The organism is Pseudomonas sp. PA-7-1E (assembly GCF_021605325.1).
Classification (GTDB): domain Bacteria; phylum Pseudomonadota; class Gammaproteobacteria; order Pseudomonadales; family Pseudomonadaceae; genus Aquipseudomonas; species Aquipseudomonas fluorescens_BV.
In genome coordinates this window covers 31,292-48,770 of record NZ_WKFA01000043.1, presented here as the reverse complement: position 1 = coordinate 48,770, position 17,479 = coordinate 31,292, and the positions used below count along the sequence as shown (strand labels likewise).

At 61.5% G+C, this 17,479-nt stretch carries 16 protein-coding genes; 2 read left to right on the top strand and 14 right to left on the bottom strand.

What is annotated here, in order from left to right:
- The 12 genes from GIW79_RS22045 to GIW79_RS21990 all read right to left on the bottom strand — a co-directional run.
- Positions 1-1,458: secretin N-terminal domain-containing protein (locus GIW79_RS22045; protein ID WP_236477416.1), on the bottom strand; the 1,458-nt coding region annotated here is incomplete at its 3' end.
- A 5-nt stretch (positions 1,459-1,463) separates the two neighbouring features.
- Entirely contained in the window at positions 1,464-1,964 is a 501-nt protein-coding gene (locus tag GIW79_RS22040; protein ID WP_236454861.1) for a general secretion pathway protein GspN, read from the bottom strand.
- Entirely contained in the window at positions 1,961-2,563 is a 603-nt protein-coding gene (gene gspM, locus GIW79_RS22035; RefSeq protein ID WP_032902001.1) for a type II secretion system protein GspM, read from the bottom strand. Before gspM ends, GIW79_RS22040 begins: the two co-directional genes overlap by 4 nt.
- On the bottom strand, positions 2,538-3,530 hold the full coding sequence (locus GIW79_RS22030) for a PilN domain-containing protein (RefSeq protein WP_054898352.1): 993 nt from the start codon (positions 3,528-3,530) through the stop codon (positions 2,538-2,540). The genes gspM and GIW79_RS22030 overlap by 26 nt, the downstream gene beginning before the upstream one ends.
- Positions 3,527-4,228: a hypothetical protein gene (locus tag GIW79_RS22025; protein WP_054917543.1), complete on the bottom strand. Its 702-nt coding sequence runs from the start codon at positions 4,226-4,228 to the stop codon at positions 3,527-3,529. The genes GIW79_RS22030 and GIW79_RS22025 overlap by 4 nt, the downstream gene beginning before the upstream one ends.
- Positions 4,225-4,833 (bottom strand): prepilin-type N-terminal cleavage/methylation domain-containing protein, encoded by a 609-nt coding sequence (locus GIW79_RS22020; protein ID WP_054898350.1) that lies wholly within the window; start codon positions 4,831-4,833, stop codon positions 4,225-4,227. Before GIW79_RS22020 ends, GIW79_RS22025 begins: the two co-directional genes overlap by 4 nt.
- Positions 4,830-5,162, bottom strand: coding sequence for a type II secretion system protein (locus GIW79_RS22015; protein ID WP_054898349.1), 333 nt, complete (start codon positions 5,160-5,162; stop codon positions 4,830-4,832). Before GIW79_RS22015 ends, GIW79_RS22020 begins: the two co-directional genes overlap by 4 nt.
- Positions 5,159-5,584, bottom strand: coding sequence for a GspH/FimT family pseudopilin (locus tag GIW79_RS22010; RefSeq protein WP_072446245.1), 426 nt, complete (start codon positions 5,582-5,584; stop codon positions 5,159-5,161). Before GIW79_RS22010 ends, GIW79_RS22015 begins: the two co-directional genes overlap by 4 nt.
- Positions 5,585-5,591: 7 nt before the next feature.
- Complete coding sequence (gspG, locus tag GIW79_RS22005; protein WP_019821138.1) at positions 5,592-6,002, bottom strand: type II secretion system major pseudopilin GspG; 411 nt, start codon at positions 6,000-6,002, stop codon at positions 5,592-5,594.
- Positions 6,003-6,022: 20 nt separating this feature from the next.
- The gene (gene gspF, locus GIW79_RS22000; protein WP_072446247.1) at positions 6,023-7,219 is read right to left on the bottom strand and encodes a type II secretion system inner membrane protein GspF; all 1,197 of its coding nucleotides are present in this window, start codon (positions 7,217-7,219) and stop codon (positions 6,023-6,025) included.
- Positions 7,216-8,883 carry a GspE/PulE family protein gene (locus GIW79_RS21995; RefSeq protein ID WP_236454864.1) on the bottom strand — a complete coding sequence of 556 codons (1,668 nt, stop codon included), beginning with the start codon at positions 8,881-8,883 and terminating at the stop codon, positions 7,216-7,218. Before GIW79_RS21995 ends, gspF begins: the two co-directional genes overlap by 4 nt.
- A 257-nt stretch (positions 8,884-9,140) precedes the next feature.
- Entirely contained in the window at positions 9,141-10,181 is a 1,041-nt protein-coding gene (locus tag GIW79_RS21990; protein WP_236454865.1) for a LacI family DNA-binding transcriptional regulator, read from the bottom strand.
- Positions 10,182-10,382: 201 nt separating this feature from the next.
- On the opposite strand from GIW79_RS21990, the gene GIW79_RS21985 reads away from it, so the two are divergent.
- Positions 10,383-12,575 (top strand): TonB-dependent receptor, encoded by a 2,193-nt coding sequence (locus tag GIW79_RS21985; protein ID WP_236454867.1) that lies wholly within the window; start codon positions 10,383-10,385, stop codon positions 12,573-12,575.
- 1 nt (position 12,576) lies between these two features.
- Positions 12,577-13,908 (top strand): LLM class flavin-dependent oxidoreductase, encoded by a 1,332-nt coding sequence (locus GIW79_RS21980; RefSeq protein ID WP_236454870.1) that lies wholly within the window; start codon positions 12,577-12,579, stop codon positions 13,906-13,908.
- Between the two features lie 70 nt (positions 13,909-13,978).
- Here the strand turns inward: GIW79_RS21980 and GIW79_RS21975 are convergent, their stop codons facing one another.
- Both GIW79_RS21975 and GIW79_RS21970 read right to left on the bottom strand, forming a co-directional pair.
- Positions 13,979-14,377, bottom strand: coding sequence for a VOC family protein (locus tag GIW79_RS21975; protein ID WP_198863078.1), 399 nt, complete (start codon positions 14,375-14,377; stop codon positions 13,979-13,981).
- Between the two features lie 747 nt (positions 14,378-15,124).
- The gene (locus GIW79_RS21970) at positions 15,125-17,179 is read right to left on the bottom strand and encodes an acyltransferase family protein (protein ID WP_072446257.1); all 2,055 of its coding nucleotides are present in this window, start codon (positions 17,177-17,179) and stop codon (positions 15,125-15,127) included.
- Positions 17,180-17,479: the final 300 nt, after the last annotated feature.

The following is a 17,479-nucleotide window of genomic DNA, read 5'->3' as shown; positions in this document are numbered from 1 at the left end:
GCCGGAGGCGTTGACCCCCGTAGTGCTGGTGGAATTACCGGCCAGGCGGCCCAGGTACCACTGCACCCCCAGGTCCAGTTCGCCGGTGAGCTTGACCTCCAGGATGCGCGTCTCGATCTGCACTTGCAGCGGTGGGTTGTCGAGGCGTTTGATCGCCGCTTCGATCTCTTTCCATTGCGCCGGGCGGGTGCGTACCAGCAGTTGGTTGCTGCTCTTTTGCGCGGTGATGCGCGTGCCCGCCTCGAGGTCGCTGGTGGGCGATGCCTGGGTGTTTTCGGCAGGCTCGGATTCAGGTTCTTCGGCTGCGGGCACCGGGGCGCTCGCCTGCAAACCGGCACTGGTGGACGAGGACAAGGTGGTGGTACGCAAGCCCGGCGCTACTTTCGCCGGGGCGTCATCCTTGATCGCGCCGTTGCCGTAGATCTGCCGCAGGTACTTGGCCAGATCGGCGGCCTTCATATTGCGCACGTCGTACACATACATCTGCGGCTCGTTGCCGCCGCCCTCGTCGATGGTGCGGATCCAGTCGCCCACTTCGCTGAGGTACTGGGGCTGGGAAGAAATCGCCACCACCGAGTTGGTGCGCTCGACCGGCAAGAACCGCAGCATGCCGGCCAGGGGTGTGCCACTGTCCGCGCCGAACATGGCTTGCAGCTCGGGCATCAGCTCGGCCACCGAGGCGCGTTGCAGGCCGAACACCGCCACCGACATGCCCTTGAGCCAGTCCACGTCGAAAGTGTCGATGGTGTCCTGGTAGTTGGCCAGTTCGTCGGGCGTGCCGGCCAGGCTCAGGACATTGCGCGCCGGGTCCACCAACAAAAAAGCGTTTTCACGAGCGAAGGGTTTGAGCAGTTTCTGCATCTCGGTGGCCGAGATATAGCGCAGTGAAAACAGACGTGCCGAGAGGCCGCTGGCCGGTTGCGCCACGCGCATCTGCGGCACCAGCTTGCCCGCCACTGCCTGGTTGGCCGGCAGGATCACATAGCGGTTGCCCTGTTTGATCATGGCGTTGTCGGTCCAGGACAACAGGGTTTCGAGAATCGACAGCGCTTGCTGTTTGTCTACAGGCTTGGAGGTGGAGAAGCTGACCGTGCCCTTCACGCCCTCGGCGATGCTGTAGTTCTCGTGCAGCAGGTCGCCCATCACGCTGTTGATCACGGCCTCGATGGGCTGATCGGCGAAGTTGAACACGATGTCGCCGCCCTGCTCCGGCACGTTTACGGGTGCCGCGGGCTGGCGCACAAACGCTTGATTGCCACGAATGAGCTGGCGCTGCGGCGGAGCCTGGGTGGCAGGTGGAGCGGTTTCGGCCACAGGCGCCTGAAGCGGCGGGCGTTGTGCGCCGGTGCCCTGCAGGGCCTCGTGCAGCAGGTCGTCATCCGGGTCGAGGGTGTCGGGCAAAGAGCCACAGCCGCCCAGGGAAACGGCGGTAGCCAGGCAAAACAGCGAAGTGCGCATATCAATCAAGGGAGAGACTCGCGGGGATGTGAGATCAGGGGTAACCGCTTACCGTAGAGGCTCAGGGTCTGGGTGCGCCCGTCCAGGGCAAAACGAGCGTATTGCGGGGTCAGGTGTTCCAGGTGCCAGCCGTTGGGCAACGCCTGGCCCAAGCGCACCGTGAGCGTTGGGCCACCGGCTTGCTTGAGCATGGCCATTTGCAGGTTGCCGGTGATCATGATGCCGCTGAGGGTCAGGTTGGCCAGGCTCGCCACTTGGGTTTTACCCACCTCCCGGTCCGGACGGCGATCCGGGCTGAACAGCGGCGCTTGCCAGGTACCGGCAAGGTCTTGCAACGCTGGCGTGGGAGCGGCCTGCACCTGGAACGAGGGTGGCGCGTGCACCGGCGCATCGGGTAACCACCGGGGGGCGTCGCCGATGCTGCTGAGGATCATCGCCATCAACAGCCCCAAGAGCCCGGCCACGCCGAGCCAGCCCCATTCAAGAGGACGCAAGGGGCCAATCATGGTGCCACCCGCGCCGGTTGCAGGTAGCCGCGCACCAGCAGTTGCACCGCCAGCTTGCCCGCCCCGCCACTGGCTGGCGCCTGTTTGTCGCGACGAATATGCAGCTCATCGACGAACAGAAAAGGCGGTTGATATTCCAGCCCATGCAGGATCGCGGTCAGCGGTTCGATGGCGCAATTGAGCGTGAGGCTGACCTTGACCTGACGATAGGGCTCGCTGTCGTTCTGTTCAGGCGTGATCGGTTTGCGCTGGGTCAGGTTGCAGCCGCCGCCGAGGTTGGCGTGGCTGTTGATCAGGTCGGCGAGACGCTGCATCAGGTCGGCGGCGACCACGTCCGGGTCGTCCCCTGGCAACAGGCTGGCGCTGCTGGCCGGGTCTTGCTGTGCTTGCGCCAACTGTTCGCGCAAAGCATCGCCCTGGCGTATGACGCTGGCATAGCGCTGCTGCTGTTCACGCAACTGTTCGGCCTGTTCACCCATGGCCCGCAGCGGCCCGGCGAACCAGCTGTCGATCAACAGCCAATAGGCCGCGCCGAGCACCAACGCCAGGGTCAACAAGGCGGCGCCGCGGCGTTCACGGCGTGTGAGGGGTCGGCGCATCGGCGGCCTCCTGGCGTAAGTGGGCACGCAAGGCAAACTGGTCCTTGCCGGTGCGTGCGTCGGGTTGGATCACCCCTTCGAATTGCGCGTTGTCCAAGCGCTGGCAGCCTTTGATGCGGCTGATCAGGCCACTGGCCTTGGCGCTCTGGCCGGAGAAACTCACCTCGCCGTCCTTGACGTCCAATTGGTCGAGCCAGGTGTCTGCGGGCAGGCAACTGGTCAAGTCATTCAGCAGCGCGGCCAGGGGCGGTTGCGCCCGTTTACGCTGGCTGAGGTACTGCGCCGCGCCACGGGTGTTGAGCAGTTGCTGGCGCAGGGCGTGCACCTGGGCGACCTCGGCTTTTTGCTGTTGGACAGTGGCGTGCATGCTGTCGAGTACCCGCTGGCGGTCGTTGAGCCACAACAGCATCGCCGCGATCAGCAACGCGCCGCACAACCACGGCAGGCTGCGCTGCAATTGCTTGCCGGCAGGCCGCGAACGCGGGCGTAACGGCGCGGGCAGCAGGTCGATACCCAGGCCCGCCACATCCACGCGGTGTGGGTACAGGCCGAGGGCGGCGCAGTCAGTGAGGACCTGGTCAAGGCGCTCGCGCAGGATCGCCACCACCCTCACCTCCAGGTGGCTGGGTGTGCGCCGCTCCTGGCGGGCGACGAAATAGAGCTGCCCGGCGTTGAACGGGGTGTAGCGGTCCAGTTCATAGCCAACCACCTCCACGAGGTTGCGCGCGGCAGCCAGAGGCAGTTGCACGCTTTGCTGCAACACGGCATCAGGAGCAAGCATCAGCACCTGGCGCGCATTGCCTGGCAACACTGGAGCCGTCAGCGGCCAGTGATGAACCTGCTCAGGCGGTTCCTGGAACGCCAGCCACTTCGGCACACAGCCGCGTAACTCCGTGAGCCACAGGCGCCAGCCTTGTTGCAGCAGGCTGCCGCGCCAGTAGCGGGCAATCGGTTCGAGTTGAATCATTCTTGCCACCGCACCACCCGATAGGGCTGTGCGCTGTCCTCCGCAGGGCTCAATAAAAGGGTCAGTCGCAGGCGTGCCTGATAGCCGCCGGGGCGCTCGGCGCGGCTGTCGATTTCCACGACCTGGCCGGGGTCGACGCCCTCGGCGTCCTGGCGTGGCAGGTTCAACGCCTTGCGCATCAGGGGGCTGGCGAATGCCGGAGCGGGCCGGTCGAGGTCGCTCCACAAGGTGATGTGCGGCAGTAGTTGGCTGTAGAGCGCCGGGGTCATGCCGGGAAGTTGACGTACCTCCTCCAGCACCCGAAACGGCGCCAGGCCCTGATGGCGGCGAGTCTCAAGGGCCTTGGCCAACTGCTGGGCCTGAACCGGTGTTGCGCCGCAGGCCAGGGCCAGGCGCGTGAGGTCCTGGGGGGCGGCGTTGACCAGGTACAGCTTGCCGCGCTCACTGCGCACACTGACCTGCAAGCGGGCGTCGTCGAAGGTCAGCGCAATAGAACGCCCGTCCGCCACCCACTGCCCTTGCGCCATGACCTCTGCGATACCGGCCTGGGCGGCCAACAGTGTCTGAGTGTGCTGGCGCAGCCACAGCGCCTGGCGACTTTGCAGTTGCACCCACCCGGCCAGGCCACCCAGCAATACGCTGAGCAAGGCCAGCACCCACAGCACCAGCAACAGGGCCGCACCGCGTTGGCGCTTCATTCTTCGCTGCTCGCGCTGGACAGGTTCAGGCGCAGCGCAACCACTTGGGCGACCCATGGCACCGGCCCGTCGACGGAGGCGTCGATGCGCACCGCTGTGGGCAGGCGCCGGGGCCAGGGCCACGGGCTCAACCAGTCGGTGGGCTGGCCCAGTGGCGAGACACCGCGATAGCTGAACTGCAGCGCCTCGACGTCATGCAAAAGCACCTGCGGCTCATCGCGCTGCGCGTTGGCGTGGGAGGCCCTCTGCGAAAAAGCCACCTGCAGATCCTGCCCGACCCGTTGCAGGGTAAAGCGCTGGATACCCCCGCCCAATACACCGGGCAAGGTCGCCACAAACTGCAGACGCTCAGGCGTGCCGATAAAAAAACCTTCGGCCTGGCTGTCATCGTCAGTGAGCTTTAGCGGCAGCGCCTCGCTGATCGAGGTGCGCAAAAACTGTTGGGCGGCGCGCATTTCATCCAGGCTGACGGTGTAGGCCTGGGCCTTGGCCACCGCCCGATTGGCCCCCAGCAACGCTGCGCTCACCAGCAGCAACAACACCGACAGCAAGCTGAGCACCACGAGCACTTCCAGCAGGGTGAAACCCTGCTCACGGCGCTTCACAGGCGCGCCTTCAAAGTGCTGAAGTGCGCCTGATGCGCGCCTTCACGCACGTTAAGGTCGAGACGAAACAGGTGCGGCTGTTGGCGGGTACTGGTCAATTGCCAATAGATACCCTCGAGTTCGCCTTGGCGGGTTCCCTCCGTCAGCGGGCCGGCGGCTTCCTGGTCCAGCAGCGTGAGCGCGGCATGGTTGAGGCGGTCGCTGCGGGCCACCTGGGACAAGGCGCGCGCGCTCTGGCCGAAGGCAACCAGCAACACGCTGCTGCACACCGCCATCAACGTCAGGGCGGCGAGCATTTCCAGCAGGGTGAAACCGGCCTGGTGCTTCATGGCAGCGCCTTGGACTGCACACTGCCGGTAAGCCAGCCAATGTCGATACGCCAACGACGGCTGCCGTTGGCCAGCAGCAGGTTACCGCCTGTGGAACTGCCGTCGGGATAGAACACCACGGCGGCCCCGGCCTGCTCGGCACTGTGCAAGGTCACTTGCACCTGCGCTGGCCACTGCTGTGACGCACGCCCTGGGGCCTGGAACGAGCGGCCCTGGAGGTCGAACTGAGTGCGCGCCGCCTGGCCGCTGACGATGGCGCTCGCCCGCGTGGCGCGCAGCGCCTCGACCATCTGCGCGACCACCCGGCGCTCCTTGGCCACCTGCAGCCCTTGCCGTACACCCAACCCCAACAACCCCGCCGCAATGCCGATCAATAGAATGACGACCAGCATCTCCAGCAGGGTAAAGCCTCGCTGGACCACGGGCGGGTTATTCCCAGTTGCCCAGGTCGGCACTGTAGCCCTCACCGCCGGGTTGGCCGTCCTGGCCGTAGAAGATCAGGTCGAAGGCACCGTGCTCACCGGGAAAGCGATAGCCGAACCCGTGGCCGAACGGGTCTTTCAGCTCCGAAGGCTTGGCGTAGGGGCCGGCCCAGTTCGAAGCACTGGCCGGCTTGTCGAGCAGCTGTTGCAGGTTGTTGGGCGGCGCCCCCACGTCCAGGGCGTAGCTGTCGATCTTCATGCTCAAACTGGCCAATTGCGCCTTGCCCGCGCCGTACTTGCCCTTGTCCACATTGCCACCGACCTGGCGCACCACAATGGTCGCGACAATGCCCAGCAGCACGATCACCGCCAGCATTTCCAAAAGGGTGAAGCCGCCTTGGCGGTGTCGGGTTTTCATCGGTTCTGCTCCTTGAAAGTTCATATATGGCTGGTGAGGCTCATCAGCGGCAGCATGATCGCCAGCATGATCACCGCCACCAGCACCGCCATGACCACGGTCAGGGTCGGCACCAGTGCAGCGAGCAAGCGTTCGATGGCGCGCTTGGCCTCGACGTCGAAGATGTCGGCGACCTTGAGCAGCATGCTGTCCAGTTCACCGGCCTGTTCACCGACTTCAATCATGTGCAGCGCCAGCTCCGGTAGCAGCGGCTGGCGACCGAACGCATCGGCCAGGGTGCCGCCGCCCTTGACCCGTTGCGCTGCCAGCGCCACTTGCGCCTGGAGCGCACGGTTGCTGCAGACTTGCCGGGCGATCACCAGCGCGGGCAGCAGCGCCACGCCATTGCTGAGCAACGTGCCGAGGGTGCGGGTCAGGCGGGCGGCTTGCACCCGTTGCAATAGCGGGCCGATCACGCGGATGCTCAGCAGGTGACGGTCGTAACGCTCACGGCGACGGGGGTCGCGCAGGCGCGCCGCCAGAATCCACCCACTGATCGACAACCCGGCCAGCACCACCAGGCCATAGGCGCCGAGGAACTCGCCGAGCGCCAGGATCACCTGGGTGATCAGTGGAATCGGTACGCCAAGGTCCTGAAAAATCGGCACGAATTGCGGCACCACATAGGCGAGCAACAGCGCCAGGGAACCCAGTACACCCACCACCAGGAACGCCGGGTAGATCAGCGCATTGATCACCTCGCCGCGCAGTAACTGGCTGCGCTCCAGGTAGTCGCTGAGCTGGCGCAAGGTGCCCTCCAGCGCCCCGCCGGCCTCACCGGCGCGCACCATGCTCAGGTACAGCGGGGAAAACGTGCCGCCCTCCTCCTCCAGCGCCGCCGACAGCGGTTTGCCGGCCTTGACCTGGTCGCGGATACGCTCGATCAAGGCCCGCACCTGAGGATGGCGGGCTTGCTTGAGCAACAGGTTTAAAGCGCGTTCGAGGGGCTGGCCGGCGCCCAGTAGCGTGGCCAATTGCTGGGTGAAACTCACCAGCGCTACGCCCTTCAACTGCCCACGTGCCTGACGCAACAAGGGGCCGCTGGCCGTTTCGATGTGCAGCAACAACCACCCGCGCTGATGCAAGACGGCGACAGCGGCCGCTTGGTCAATGGCCTGCAACGTGCCGCTCTGGGCCACGCCCTGGCTGTCCAGGGCGCGGAACTTGAACAGGCTCACGCGTCATCTCCGCGGGTGACGCGCAGCACTTCTTCCAGGGAGGTGACACCGGCCAGGGCCTGGCGCAAACCGTCTTCATATAAGGTGCGCAAACCGGCGCGGCAGGCGGCGTGCTCGAGGCTGGCGGCGTCGGCGTGGCCCATCAGCAGGCCACGCAACTCGTCGTTCATTACCAACAACTCAGTGAGGGCGCTGCGGCCGTGATAGTCACCGCGGTAAAGCAGGATCGGACGCTGCTCGGTCAGGCGATCCAGGCCGTGCTCCTTGATCAATTCCGGCGGGGCCTGGAAGGCCACGCGCGTGGCAGGGTCCAGGCGCCGCACCAGGCGCTGGGCGAGAATACCGCTGACCGTGGAGGCAATCAGGTAGCTCTCCACGCCCATGTCCAGCAAGCGCGTGATACTCGCAGCGGCGCTGTTGGTGTGCAGGGTTGAGAGCACCAAGTGACCCGTGAGGGAGGACTGTACGGCGATACGACAGGTTTCCAGATCGCGGATTTCGCCGATCATGATCACGTCCGGGTCCTGGCGCACGATGGCGCGCAGCGCTCCGGCAAAGTCCAGGCCGATGGCGGGCTTGACCTGGATCTGGTTGATCCCTTCAAGCTGGTATTCCACCGGGTCTTCCACGGTGATGATCTTGCGTTCAGCCGTGTTGAGTTGCGACAGCGCGGTATAGAGCGTGGTGGTTTTGCCCGAACCTGTGGGCCCGGTGACCAACAGGATGCCGTGGGGCCGCGCCAATAGATCCTGGAAGGCCGCCAGACGCGGGCCGTCGAAGCCCAGGCTGGGGAAATCGAATTGCACGGTTTGCCGATCCAACAGGCGCATCACCACCGACTCGCCAAAGCTGGTGGGCACCGTGGACACCCGCAGGTCCAACGCTTTGCCCTGGATGCGCAGCATGATGCGCCCGTCCTGGGGCAGGCGTCGTTCGGCGATGTCCAGGCGCGCCATGATCTTCACCCGCGAGATCACCGCCGCCGACGAACTGGCAGGCGGTGCTTCGGCGTCGTGCAGCACGCCGTCGATGCGGTAGCGCACCTTGAGTTGGTTTTCGAAGGGTTCGATATGGATATCCGAGGCGCGCTGTTCCACGGCGCGCTGCAGGATCAGATTGACCAGGCGAATCACTGGCGCTTCGGAGGCCATGTCCTTGAGGTGTTCGATGTCCTCCAGCACGCCGCCCTGCTCATCGAGGTTTTCGATCAGGCTGCCCATGGCGGAACGGCCCTGGCCGTAATAGCGCTCGATCAGCGTCTCGACTTCATTATGCGAACCGACGGCCAGCCAGACCGGCACCTCACAGGCATACGCCAGGGCCTGGAACGGATACCACTGCGCCGGGTTGGCAGCCATTACGCGCAACCCGCCCTGATGCCAACCCATCGGCACTAGCTGGTAATGGCGCATAAAGCGCTCGGTGAGCACGGGAAGCGGGTCAAGCAACGGCGGCGCCGCGTCGGCCACCAGTAGTGGCGCATCCAGCAAATCGGCCCAGGCGCGAGCCAGTTCGACCTCGGACACCAGGCCCAGGCGCGTGAGTAAACCGAGCAGGTCGCCAGGCTCAGTGGATAAACGCTGGGCGCGTTCCAGATCAGCGATTTTGAGCCCGGCGTGCTGCATCAGCCACGCGCACACCTGGTCGGTATGCGGGATCTGCATCTTGCAAGCATCGATGGGCGCTGACGACATCATTGAGGAATATCTAACGTTGCGAAAAGTATGGCTATTTAGAACTACCGAACAATGCCATTAGTTCGCCATAGCCCAGGCAGGCGTTAGCCGGGTGTATCGACTGGAAGTTATAGCCCTAGTTCCGGATAAGGGGGTAATTAAATACAAAACATTGCCAAATGCACTGATTTAGAGCGTTAGCAGCCAATAGCCACTAGTTGCAATTAGCCATAACGACGGGTCATTCAGGTGCTCTCTCTTTCAATTAACTGACAGTGCAAAAGATTCAAGCGCTCAACTTCCTCATCGGTGGCTAATACGCCCAGACTTTGCAGGACGCGTGTGGCAGCGAGTACACCAATCTCCAACGCGGGTGGCTGGAGGGTGCTGAGGCTGGGCAGCAACATATGGGCAAACGGGTAGTCGCCAAATCCCAATACGGCGCAGTCCTGGGGAATGCTCAGCCCGGCGCGTTGACCGGCCAGCAAACCACCGGCGGCGAGGTTATCGTTGGCGAAGAAAATCGCGTCGGGCGTGATCGTCTGCCCCATCAGCGCGTCCATGGCCTGCTTGCCAGCTTCGAAGGGCGCACGGTCGGCGTCCGGCACAAAGACCCACGGCTGCACACCCAACTCGGAGAGGGTCGCGGTAAACCCATCGCGCCGCTCCAATGCGCTGAAGTCGCCCACTGCACTGTTTTGTACGAAGGCGATGCGCCGATAGCCTTTGCCATGCAAGTAGCGAGCGGCGGTGACGCCCACTTCATAATGAGAAAAACCCACTTGCAACGGCGCGCGTTCTGGCACGTAGTCCCAGGTTTCGACGATCGGTATATCTGCCTCGGCGATCATCTTCTCGGTGCCAGGGCTGTGAAAGCGGCTGGTCAGCACCAGCGCTGCCGGCGACCAGCCGAGAAAGGCACGCACCGCGCTTTCTTCCTGTTCGATGCTGAAATAGCTGGAGGCCAACAACAGCTGGTAACCGTGACGACTGAGGGTGTCGCTGAAGCCCTGCAGCGTATTGGCAAAAATCGGCCCCGAGATATTCGGAATCACCATCGCGACGATTTTGCCTCGCGCAGAGGCCAAGCCACCGGCCACCAGGTTCGGCACATACCCCAACTGCGCGACCACCTCGGCGATACGCTCGCGGCGCTCGGGCGAGACCTGTTCAGGTTGGTTGAAGTAACGCGACACGGTAATGGCCGACACCCCGGCCTGGCGTGCCACGGTGTTCAGGGTGACGCGTCCGGCGCCCCGGCGTTTGCGCGGTGGATGTTCGCTCACGAAATAGCCCTATAAAAAAGGAATATAAAACTAATTTTTTAGTATTTGACGCTCTAAACGGCCCGCTTCAATAATGCCGATGTTAGCGCTAACAAAGCGCGCTGTCTGCTACTCGCTCGAGCGAATGCCCAAGACATGTTCACAGGCGCTGACGGTCGCAGAACCGCAGCGGACCAGGGTATTTTTTCGAGCGGGCACAGCATGCATAACTTTCCACGGCACACCCATTTGTTGCTTCTGGCCGGCCTCAGCGCCTTGCCCGTCTGCGGCGCTGTTGCAGCTGATGAGCAGGAACCCACGCTCCAATCCGTGACAGTCACCGCTACCCGCCGCGAAGAATCGCTGCAAAAAGTCCCGGTGGCCGTCTCGGTGCTTGAGGGCGAGCAACTGGAGCGTGACAATCGCAACGGGGTGGCGAGCATCGCGCAGCAAGTACCGTCGCTGAACTTTCGCACCGGCGCTTCGAACAAGGACACGTCACTGTTCGTGCGCGGCGTAGGCACCATTTCTACCTCGCCGGGCGTTGAGCCAACGGTGGCTACGGTGATCGACGGCGTGGTCTATGCACGCCCCGGCCAGGCCACCCTCGACCTGCTGGACCTTGAGCGCATCGAAGTACTGCGCGGCCCGCAAGGCACGCTGTTCGGCAAGAACGCCTCGGCCGGCGTGCTGAATATCACCAGCAAGGCGCCGACGGCCCAGACCCACGGGTTTATCGATCAGTCGTTCTACAGCGGCAATGAAAGCCGCACGCGCTTCGGCATCGGCGGCAGCCTGGTACCGGAGGTACTCAAAGGCTCGATCAGCACCTTGTTCGGCAGCTACGACGGCAACGTCGACAACCGCCATAACGGTCAGGAGGTCAATGGCTACAACCACAAGGGCGTTCGCGGCAAGCTGGAGTTCACGCCCAACGACGACGTAAAGCTGACCCTGATCGCCGATTACATGCAGTCCCACGATGACGCGCCCAATGGTGTGGTCAGCAAGTCCCTGAACCCGGCGTTCAGCAATGCCTTAAGGCCGGTGCGCGCCTCAAGCGACAACCGCGATATCAACACCGATACCCGCAGCCATGTGCAAGACACCAACAAGGGCCTGTCGGCACAGTTGGACTGGAACCTGGGCGACTACACCCTCACCTCGATCACCGCCTGGCGCGGCTGGGACAACATTCAATATCAGGATGGCGACCGTCTCGGCACGGTCACTGCCGCGTTCCCCGGCACCGCCGACAAAGGCGACCTGGCGTTCGACCAGTACTCCCAAGAGCTGCGCCTGGCCTCGCCCAAAGGTGAGTTCCTGGAGTACGTAGGCGGCTTGTTCTACATGCATGGCAAGGATGAAGAGACCTATCAGCGCACCCTCACCACCACGACGCGTGTCGATAGAGGCATTGCTAACTACAAGACCACCAGCGACAGCTACGCGGCGTTCGGCGAGACCACGCTCAACTTCACCTCGCGCTTTCGCGGCATCGCCGGGTTGCGTTACACCCATGACGACTTGAAGTACGACCATCGCCGCGTGTCCACCTCGCTCACCACCGTCAGCGGCATCCAACCGGCAACATCAAGTTCGGGTTCGGTGGATGAGGACGGCTGGTCCGGTCGGCTGGGTGTGCAGTACGACCTCAGCGACAACATCACCAGCTACCTCACCTACTCGCGTGGCTACAAAGGCCCGGCCTATAACGTGTTCTTCAACATGCAGCCGCGCGACACCGACGCGCTCAAGCCGGAGACTTCCAATACCTGGGAAGCCGGAATCAAGGCCACTGCCTGGAACAACCGCCTGACCACCAACCTGGCGGTGTTCCACAGTGACTACGACAACTACCAGGCCAACTTTTTCGACACCGTCGCCGGCCAAGTCGTGACACGCCTGATCAACGCTGGCAGCGTCAGCACCGAAGGCGTCGAGCTCGATTACGCGTTGCAAGCCACCCAGCAACTCAAGCTCTCCGGTGCACTGGCCTATACGCGGGCACGCATCGATCAGTTCGCGTGCCCGCCAGGCGCAGCGGCAACCTGCAACGTCAATGGCAAGCCACTGCCCTTCAGCCCGGACTGGAAAAGCTACGTGCGCGCCGACTACAGCATCCCCTTGGATAACGGCCTGGATATCGAACTGGGCACTGACTACAGCTGGCAGAGCGAAGTGCAGTACGACATCAGCCAGAACCTGGACACCAAACAAGGCGCCTACGGCATCTGGAACGCCAGCGTGGCCCTGGCCGACTACACCAATGGCTGGCGCGTGGCACTGTTGGCGAAGAACCTCGCCGACAAATCCTACTCACCGCTGCTAGCCAGCGGCGGCAACTACATCTACCGCGCCGTGCCTCGTGACGATGAGCGTTACTTCGGCGTGCAACTGCGCAAGGATTTCTAGCATGAGCCGTCAACTCAAACTCGGCGCCTTCCTGATGGCTACCGGGCACCACGTGGCCGCCTGGCGCCACCCCGACGTACCGGCGAATGCTGGCCTGGACTTCGCCCACTACAAGCATTTGGCACGGGTGGCGGAAGCGGCGAAGTTCGACGCACTGTTCCTGGCCGACAGCATCGCCGCCGCCACCGGTGAGGTCGCGAGCCAGATGGCGCGTTCGGATCATTTCGAGCCGCTCACCCTGCTTTCGGCCCTCAGTGCCGTGACCGAGCATATCGGCTTGATCGCCACCGCCACCACCAGCTACAACGAGCCGTACCATGTAGCGCGCAAATTCGCCTCGCTGGATCACCTCTCCGGCGGCCGCGCAGGGTGGAACCTGGTGACGTCGGATAACGCGGCCGAGGCGCTGAATTTTGGTCGTGACGAGCACCTGGGTCACGCCGAACGCTACAGCCGCGCACGGGAATTTCATCAGGTGGTGACGGGGCTGTGGGACAGCTGGGACGACGACGCCTTCGTGCGCGACAAGGCCAGCGGGCGCTATTACGAGCCAAGTAAACGCCACGTGCTAGACCATGTGGGCGAACACTTCCGGGTCAAAGGCCCCCTGAACGTGGCACGCTCGCCCCAGGGCCAGCCAGTGATCGTGCAGGCCGGCTCCTCGGAAACCGGCCGTGAACTAGCCGCGCAGACCGCCGAAGTGGTGTTTACCGCGCAGACCTCACTGGCCGGCGCGCAGGCCTTCTACAGCGACCTCAAAGCTCGCCTGGGCCAATACGGGCGCGAGGCCGATTCGCTGAAAATCATGCCGGGCGTGTTTGTGGTGGTGGGGCAAACCGAAGCCTTGGCCCAGGCCAAATTCGAAGCGTTCCAGGCGCTGGTCGAACCCAAGGTGGGGGTGGCGTTGCTGGGGCGCATGCTGGGTAATTTCGACCTGTCCGGCTACCCCCTGGATGGGCCGCTGCCCGAGTTACCCTTGACCGACAGCGGTCAACGCAGCCGCCAGCAACTGCTGAGTGAACTGGCCCAGCGCGAACACCTGACATTGGCGCAACTGGACCGACGCATTGCCGGTGGCCGCGGTCATTACAGCTTGATCGGCACGCCGCTGCAGATCGCCGATGAACTGCAGCGCTGGTTCGAAGAAGGTGCGGCGGATGGCTTCAATATTCTGGTGCCGCACTTGCCGGGCGGGCTGGAGGATTTTGCCGGCCTGGTCGTTCCTGAGTTACAGAGGCGCGGTTTGTTTCGGCGCGAATACACCGGCACCACACTGCGCGAAAACCTTGGTTTGGTGCGCCCGGTCAGCCGTTTCAAGAAGACGCGATCATGAAGCCCCAGGTAAGGCGGCAGCCAGAACGGCACTGCCGCAAACACCCCGTACAAGCCAGAATGTGCCGAACTTACAAATCTCCACGATGAACAACATGTACCTTATTGCCATCTGGATCACGCAAGTATGCGCCGTAGTAACCTTCACCATACTGCGGACGTGAGCCGGGCATTCCCTCATCCGATCCACCCGCATGAAGCCCGGCGGTATAGGCAACGTCTACCGCATCTGGAGAGGGAGCCGAGAAAGCGACCATGCTGCCATTCCCTGCCCTGGCTTCGTTGCGATCATAAGGGCTGTACACATAAAAGCGAGGAAGAGCGCTATCTGGCTTGACCCAGCATGCCGACGTCGGTCCACCATCAGGAGTTACGGTGCGGCGACACAGCCCCAGCGGGATCAGTACAGCGTCGTAAAAAGCGGCAGCCTGATCAAGATCATTTGTTCCAACAGTGATGTGACTGAACATCCGCGACCCTCCTTTGTTTTTGATGCGAGGGATTCTATCTTGCCTTTCAGGCAGAAGGTTACACAGTCACCATTGGCGGCTGAAAGACAGATACCCGGCCTGGCGACACTCCCCAGATAAGGTCCGAGCCCATTGTCATTGCTGAATCCTGAAGGAACTCATATAAAGGTTTCGGCCGAACCATGGCGTTCGATTCTCGGACGTCCGCTAAGATAAGGCAGTCGGATCTCATCTCATTCACAAAGCTGAGCGTGGATTACTTTCGCTTAGCGGATGATCGGCGGTAGGAGACGACAGTCTCAGATTATCGAACATCAGGGATCACTAAGAGCCTGCTTAGGCTGAGCCTCATGACCGCCATGGCGGCATCATTGAGAGCTTCCAGCGAAATCACCGAATCGTTTTGCGCGGGTTTAGCGCAGGCACAAAAAAGCCGATCTAGCCGATCGACTTAACTAACTGATTTTAATCATGAATAATGGTCTTGACGGAGTGATTCGAACACTTGCCTCCTAGCAACCCATGCTGGCGGGAGTCCTGAAAAGCCTTTAATACCAACACCTTACGTGGGCGCCCACTTCAATCGACGCCTAACGATGCCGGACAAAGATTCACGAATCCCCGCAAAACTCCCTACAGGCTTTCTGACAGAAAGTCCCTGCGCCCCGGCGTCCTGCCGAACGAATACCAAACTCAATCTCGCAAGAAAAAGCCCGCACGCGGCGGGCTCATTTGATGTTGACGAGGCTATTCCGCAGACAGCTCCTTCATGATCAGCGGTGCCAGTGCGGTCTTGGCAAAATAGAGAGAGGCTGGCGGCGACAGGTGACCGTAGTCAAACGTCACCAATCCTGTTTTCCGATCATCGCCAAGGTAAGTCATGCAACCATCTGCATTGCAAAACGCCCCCAGCGCCGACAGATATTCAAACCCACCAGCACCACCAGCGTACTTGGAGGCCAGCGCCCTGTCGGTGTCGAAGGATGCAGGCAGCAGATTTTCTTTAGTCCGGCGCGGCGTGTTGTTCCAAAACTTGCGCACAACCAACTGATTCAGGAACTGGTCATAGCGCGGCACTGGACCAACCACAATTACATTTTTGACCCCAAGCGCCTTGGCCCTTGCTGTAAGGTCGATCAAATTATTCTTTGTGTCATGCTGTTCAAGTTGGGCAATTACAAGTACCTGTGGCTTTTCCTTTGCCATCACCTCAAAGGCGAACTCATTGGAGCGGTCGCAGTACTTCAAGCCCCCTGTAGCGGTCCCCGGCAAGTTCGCCTCACAGCCAGAGCTTGCCACCTGCAATATGGATACGGAGGGCGGGAGCGTCTTGCTCAGGCCGTAATAGTATTGCTGGGCGTGGGAGTCTCCCCAAAGCATGACCTTTGTGTCAGTGGTCGGCACATAGCATTCGGTGCTGATCTGCTTGCGCGGCTCCATTGTGAAGCCGCCGGCACGGTAACGCTCGATGTCAAAGAAGTCACAGCCGAACCGATAGCCCTCGATAATCCCCTGGTTAGTGAAGTAGGCCCAAGCCGGCAGAGAGTTTTCGAAATACTGCGCGTAGCTTTCGCGGTCCTTGAGGCCGGCTGATAGCCCAGGACGATTCATGAGACCATTTTTGACAAACGTCACAGCACCAACGGCAGCAACAGTCAGGCCCAGCGCCAGCAATAACCCTGTTTTTGGAACCCGCAGCTTGGCGATTCTGAAAGGTACTTCCACATACTTATAGGTGCCGTAGGCCAGCAACGTACTGGCGACCACAGCAAGTACGCCGCTGATTATGCTCAGTTCCTCGGCGCCAAGAATGCGGATGTAAGTGATTACCGGCCAATGCCACAGATAAAGCGGGTAGCTGATCAGGCCAATCCACACCATCGGGCGGCTCGCCATCACCTTCCTGTTCAGCCAGGCGTTCGGTCCGGCCATGATCATCAGCGCAGAACCTGATACCGGCAGCAATGCCCAAAACCCAGGAAAAGCCTTGTACTTGTCCACGACCACAACTGATGCGATCAGCAGCACTGCCCCGGCAATCGATACCAGATTTCGAACTTGCGCAGAGCCCTGGATCTTGTCGGCAGTAGAGGGGCGGAACACCGTGATGTAGGCAATGATGCTGCCGCACAAAATCTCCCAGAACCGATACTGCGGCATATAGAAGGCTGCTGACGGGTTCGTCCCCAGCTTATGCACATCGGCGCCCAGGGAAATGACCGCGAGCAAGACGATTACAGGCAGGACCGCAGAGCGCCAGCGCCACATGACCCAGGCTGCAATGGGGAACAAGATATAGAACTGTTCCTCGACTCCCAGCGACCACAAATGGAGCAATGGCTTAAGCACTGACGATGTGTCGAAGTATCCGGCCTCGCGGTAAAGGACAAGGTTTTGAATAAACCCGATACCGCCCGCGACATGCTTACCCAACATCTTGAATTCGCCAGCCATCAGCGTGAACCAGCCAACCGCGTAGCAAGACACCAAGACAAGAATAAGCGCGGGGAAAATTCGCTTTACGCGGCGCTGGTAAAAGTCCAGAAAACTAAACGCTCTTGAATCTAACCCTTTGAAAATAATGCTGGATATCAAATATCCAGAAATAACAAAGAAAATATCAACGCCAATAAAACCACCACGCATGAAAGATGGGAATGCGTGATATAGAACAACTGAAAGTATTGCAAAAGCCCGGAGACCATCAATATCCGGACGGTACTTCAAATGGTCATGAGCTTTCGTGTTGCCACTCACTGACGACCCTCTTGCATCCTTGAGTAGCGGAGCCTTCACATTCATTACAGTGCAATTCCATTGGCAGACCTTCGCTACAAGTGTGAAGCGAAGCTCAATGTTCGTTGGCCTCAACTGGCCAATCTGGTCGCGCATGGTACTGCTGGCGGATAGCCCGCCGCAACCTTCGCCCAGTGTTAGAGGCTAAGGCCAACAGTGCTGGAGTGTCAGGCAACAGCCACATAAAGCAAGATCGCCAGCGGTGCTTGCTTAATAAGGACGCATCAACACTTAGCCCCGGGAAGCGCGATAAAATACCGTTCGAATTTCTGTCGTGACCGTGTTCAGGTACGAGCCCTGAACGTC

What these genes read in the sequence shown, in the direction of transcription:
- GIW79_RS21980 (WP_236454870.1), top strand. Translation starts at nt 12,577, where the DNA reads ATGAGCCGTCAACTCAAACTCGGCGCCTTCCTGATGGCTACCGGGCAC.
- gspM (WP_032902001.1), bottom strand. Translation starts at nt 2,563, where the DNA reads ATGCGCCGACCCCTCACACGCCGTGAACGCCGCGGCGCCGCCTTGTTG.
- GIW79_RS22025 (WP_054917543.1), bottom strand. Translation starts at nt 4,228, where the DNA reads ATGAAGCGCCAACGCGGTGCGGCCCTGTTGCTGGTGCTGTGGGTGCTG.
- GIW79_RS22015 (WP_054898349.1), bottom strand. Translation starts at nt 5,162, where the DNA reads ATGAAGCACCAGGCCGGTTTCACCCTGCTGGAAATGCTCGCCGCCCTG.
- gspG (WP_019821138.1), bottom strand. Translation starts at nt 6,002, where the DNA reads ATGAAAACCCGACACCGCCAAGGCGGCTTCACCCTTTTGGAAATGCTG.
- GIW79_RS22030 (WP_054898352.1), bottom strand. Translation starts at nt 3,530, where the DNA reads ATGATTCAACTCGAACCGATTGCCCGCTACTGGCGCGGCAGCCTGCTG.
- GIW79_RS21995 (WP_236454864.1), bottom strand. Translation starts at nt 8,883, where the DNA reads ATGCAGATCCCGCATACCGACCAGGTGTGCGCGTGGCTGATGCAGCAC.
- GIW79_RS22040 (WP_236454861.1), bottom strand. Translation starts at nt 1,964, where the DNA reads ATGATTGGCCCCTTGCGTCCTCTTGAATGGGGCTGGCTCGGCGTGGCC.
- GIW79_RS21985 (WP_236454867.1), top strand. Translation starts at nt 10,383, where the DNA reads ATGCATAACTTTCCACGGCACACCCATTTGTTGCTTCTGGCCGGCCTC.
- GIW79_RS21970 (WP_072446257.1), bottom strand. Translation starts at nt 17,179, where the DNA reads ATGAATGTGAAGGCTCCGCTACTCAAGGATGCAAGAGGGTCGTCAGTG.
- GIW79_RS21975 (WP_198863078.1), bottom strand. Translation starts at nt 14,377, where the DNA reads ATGTTCAGTCACATCACTGTTGGAACAAATGATCTTGATCAGGCTGCC.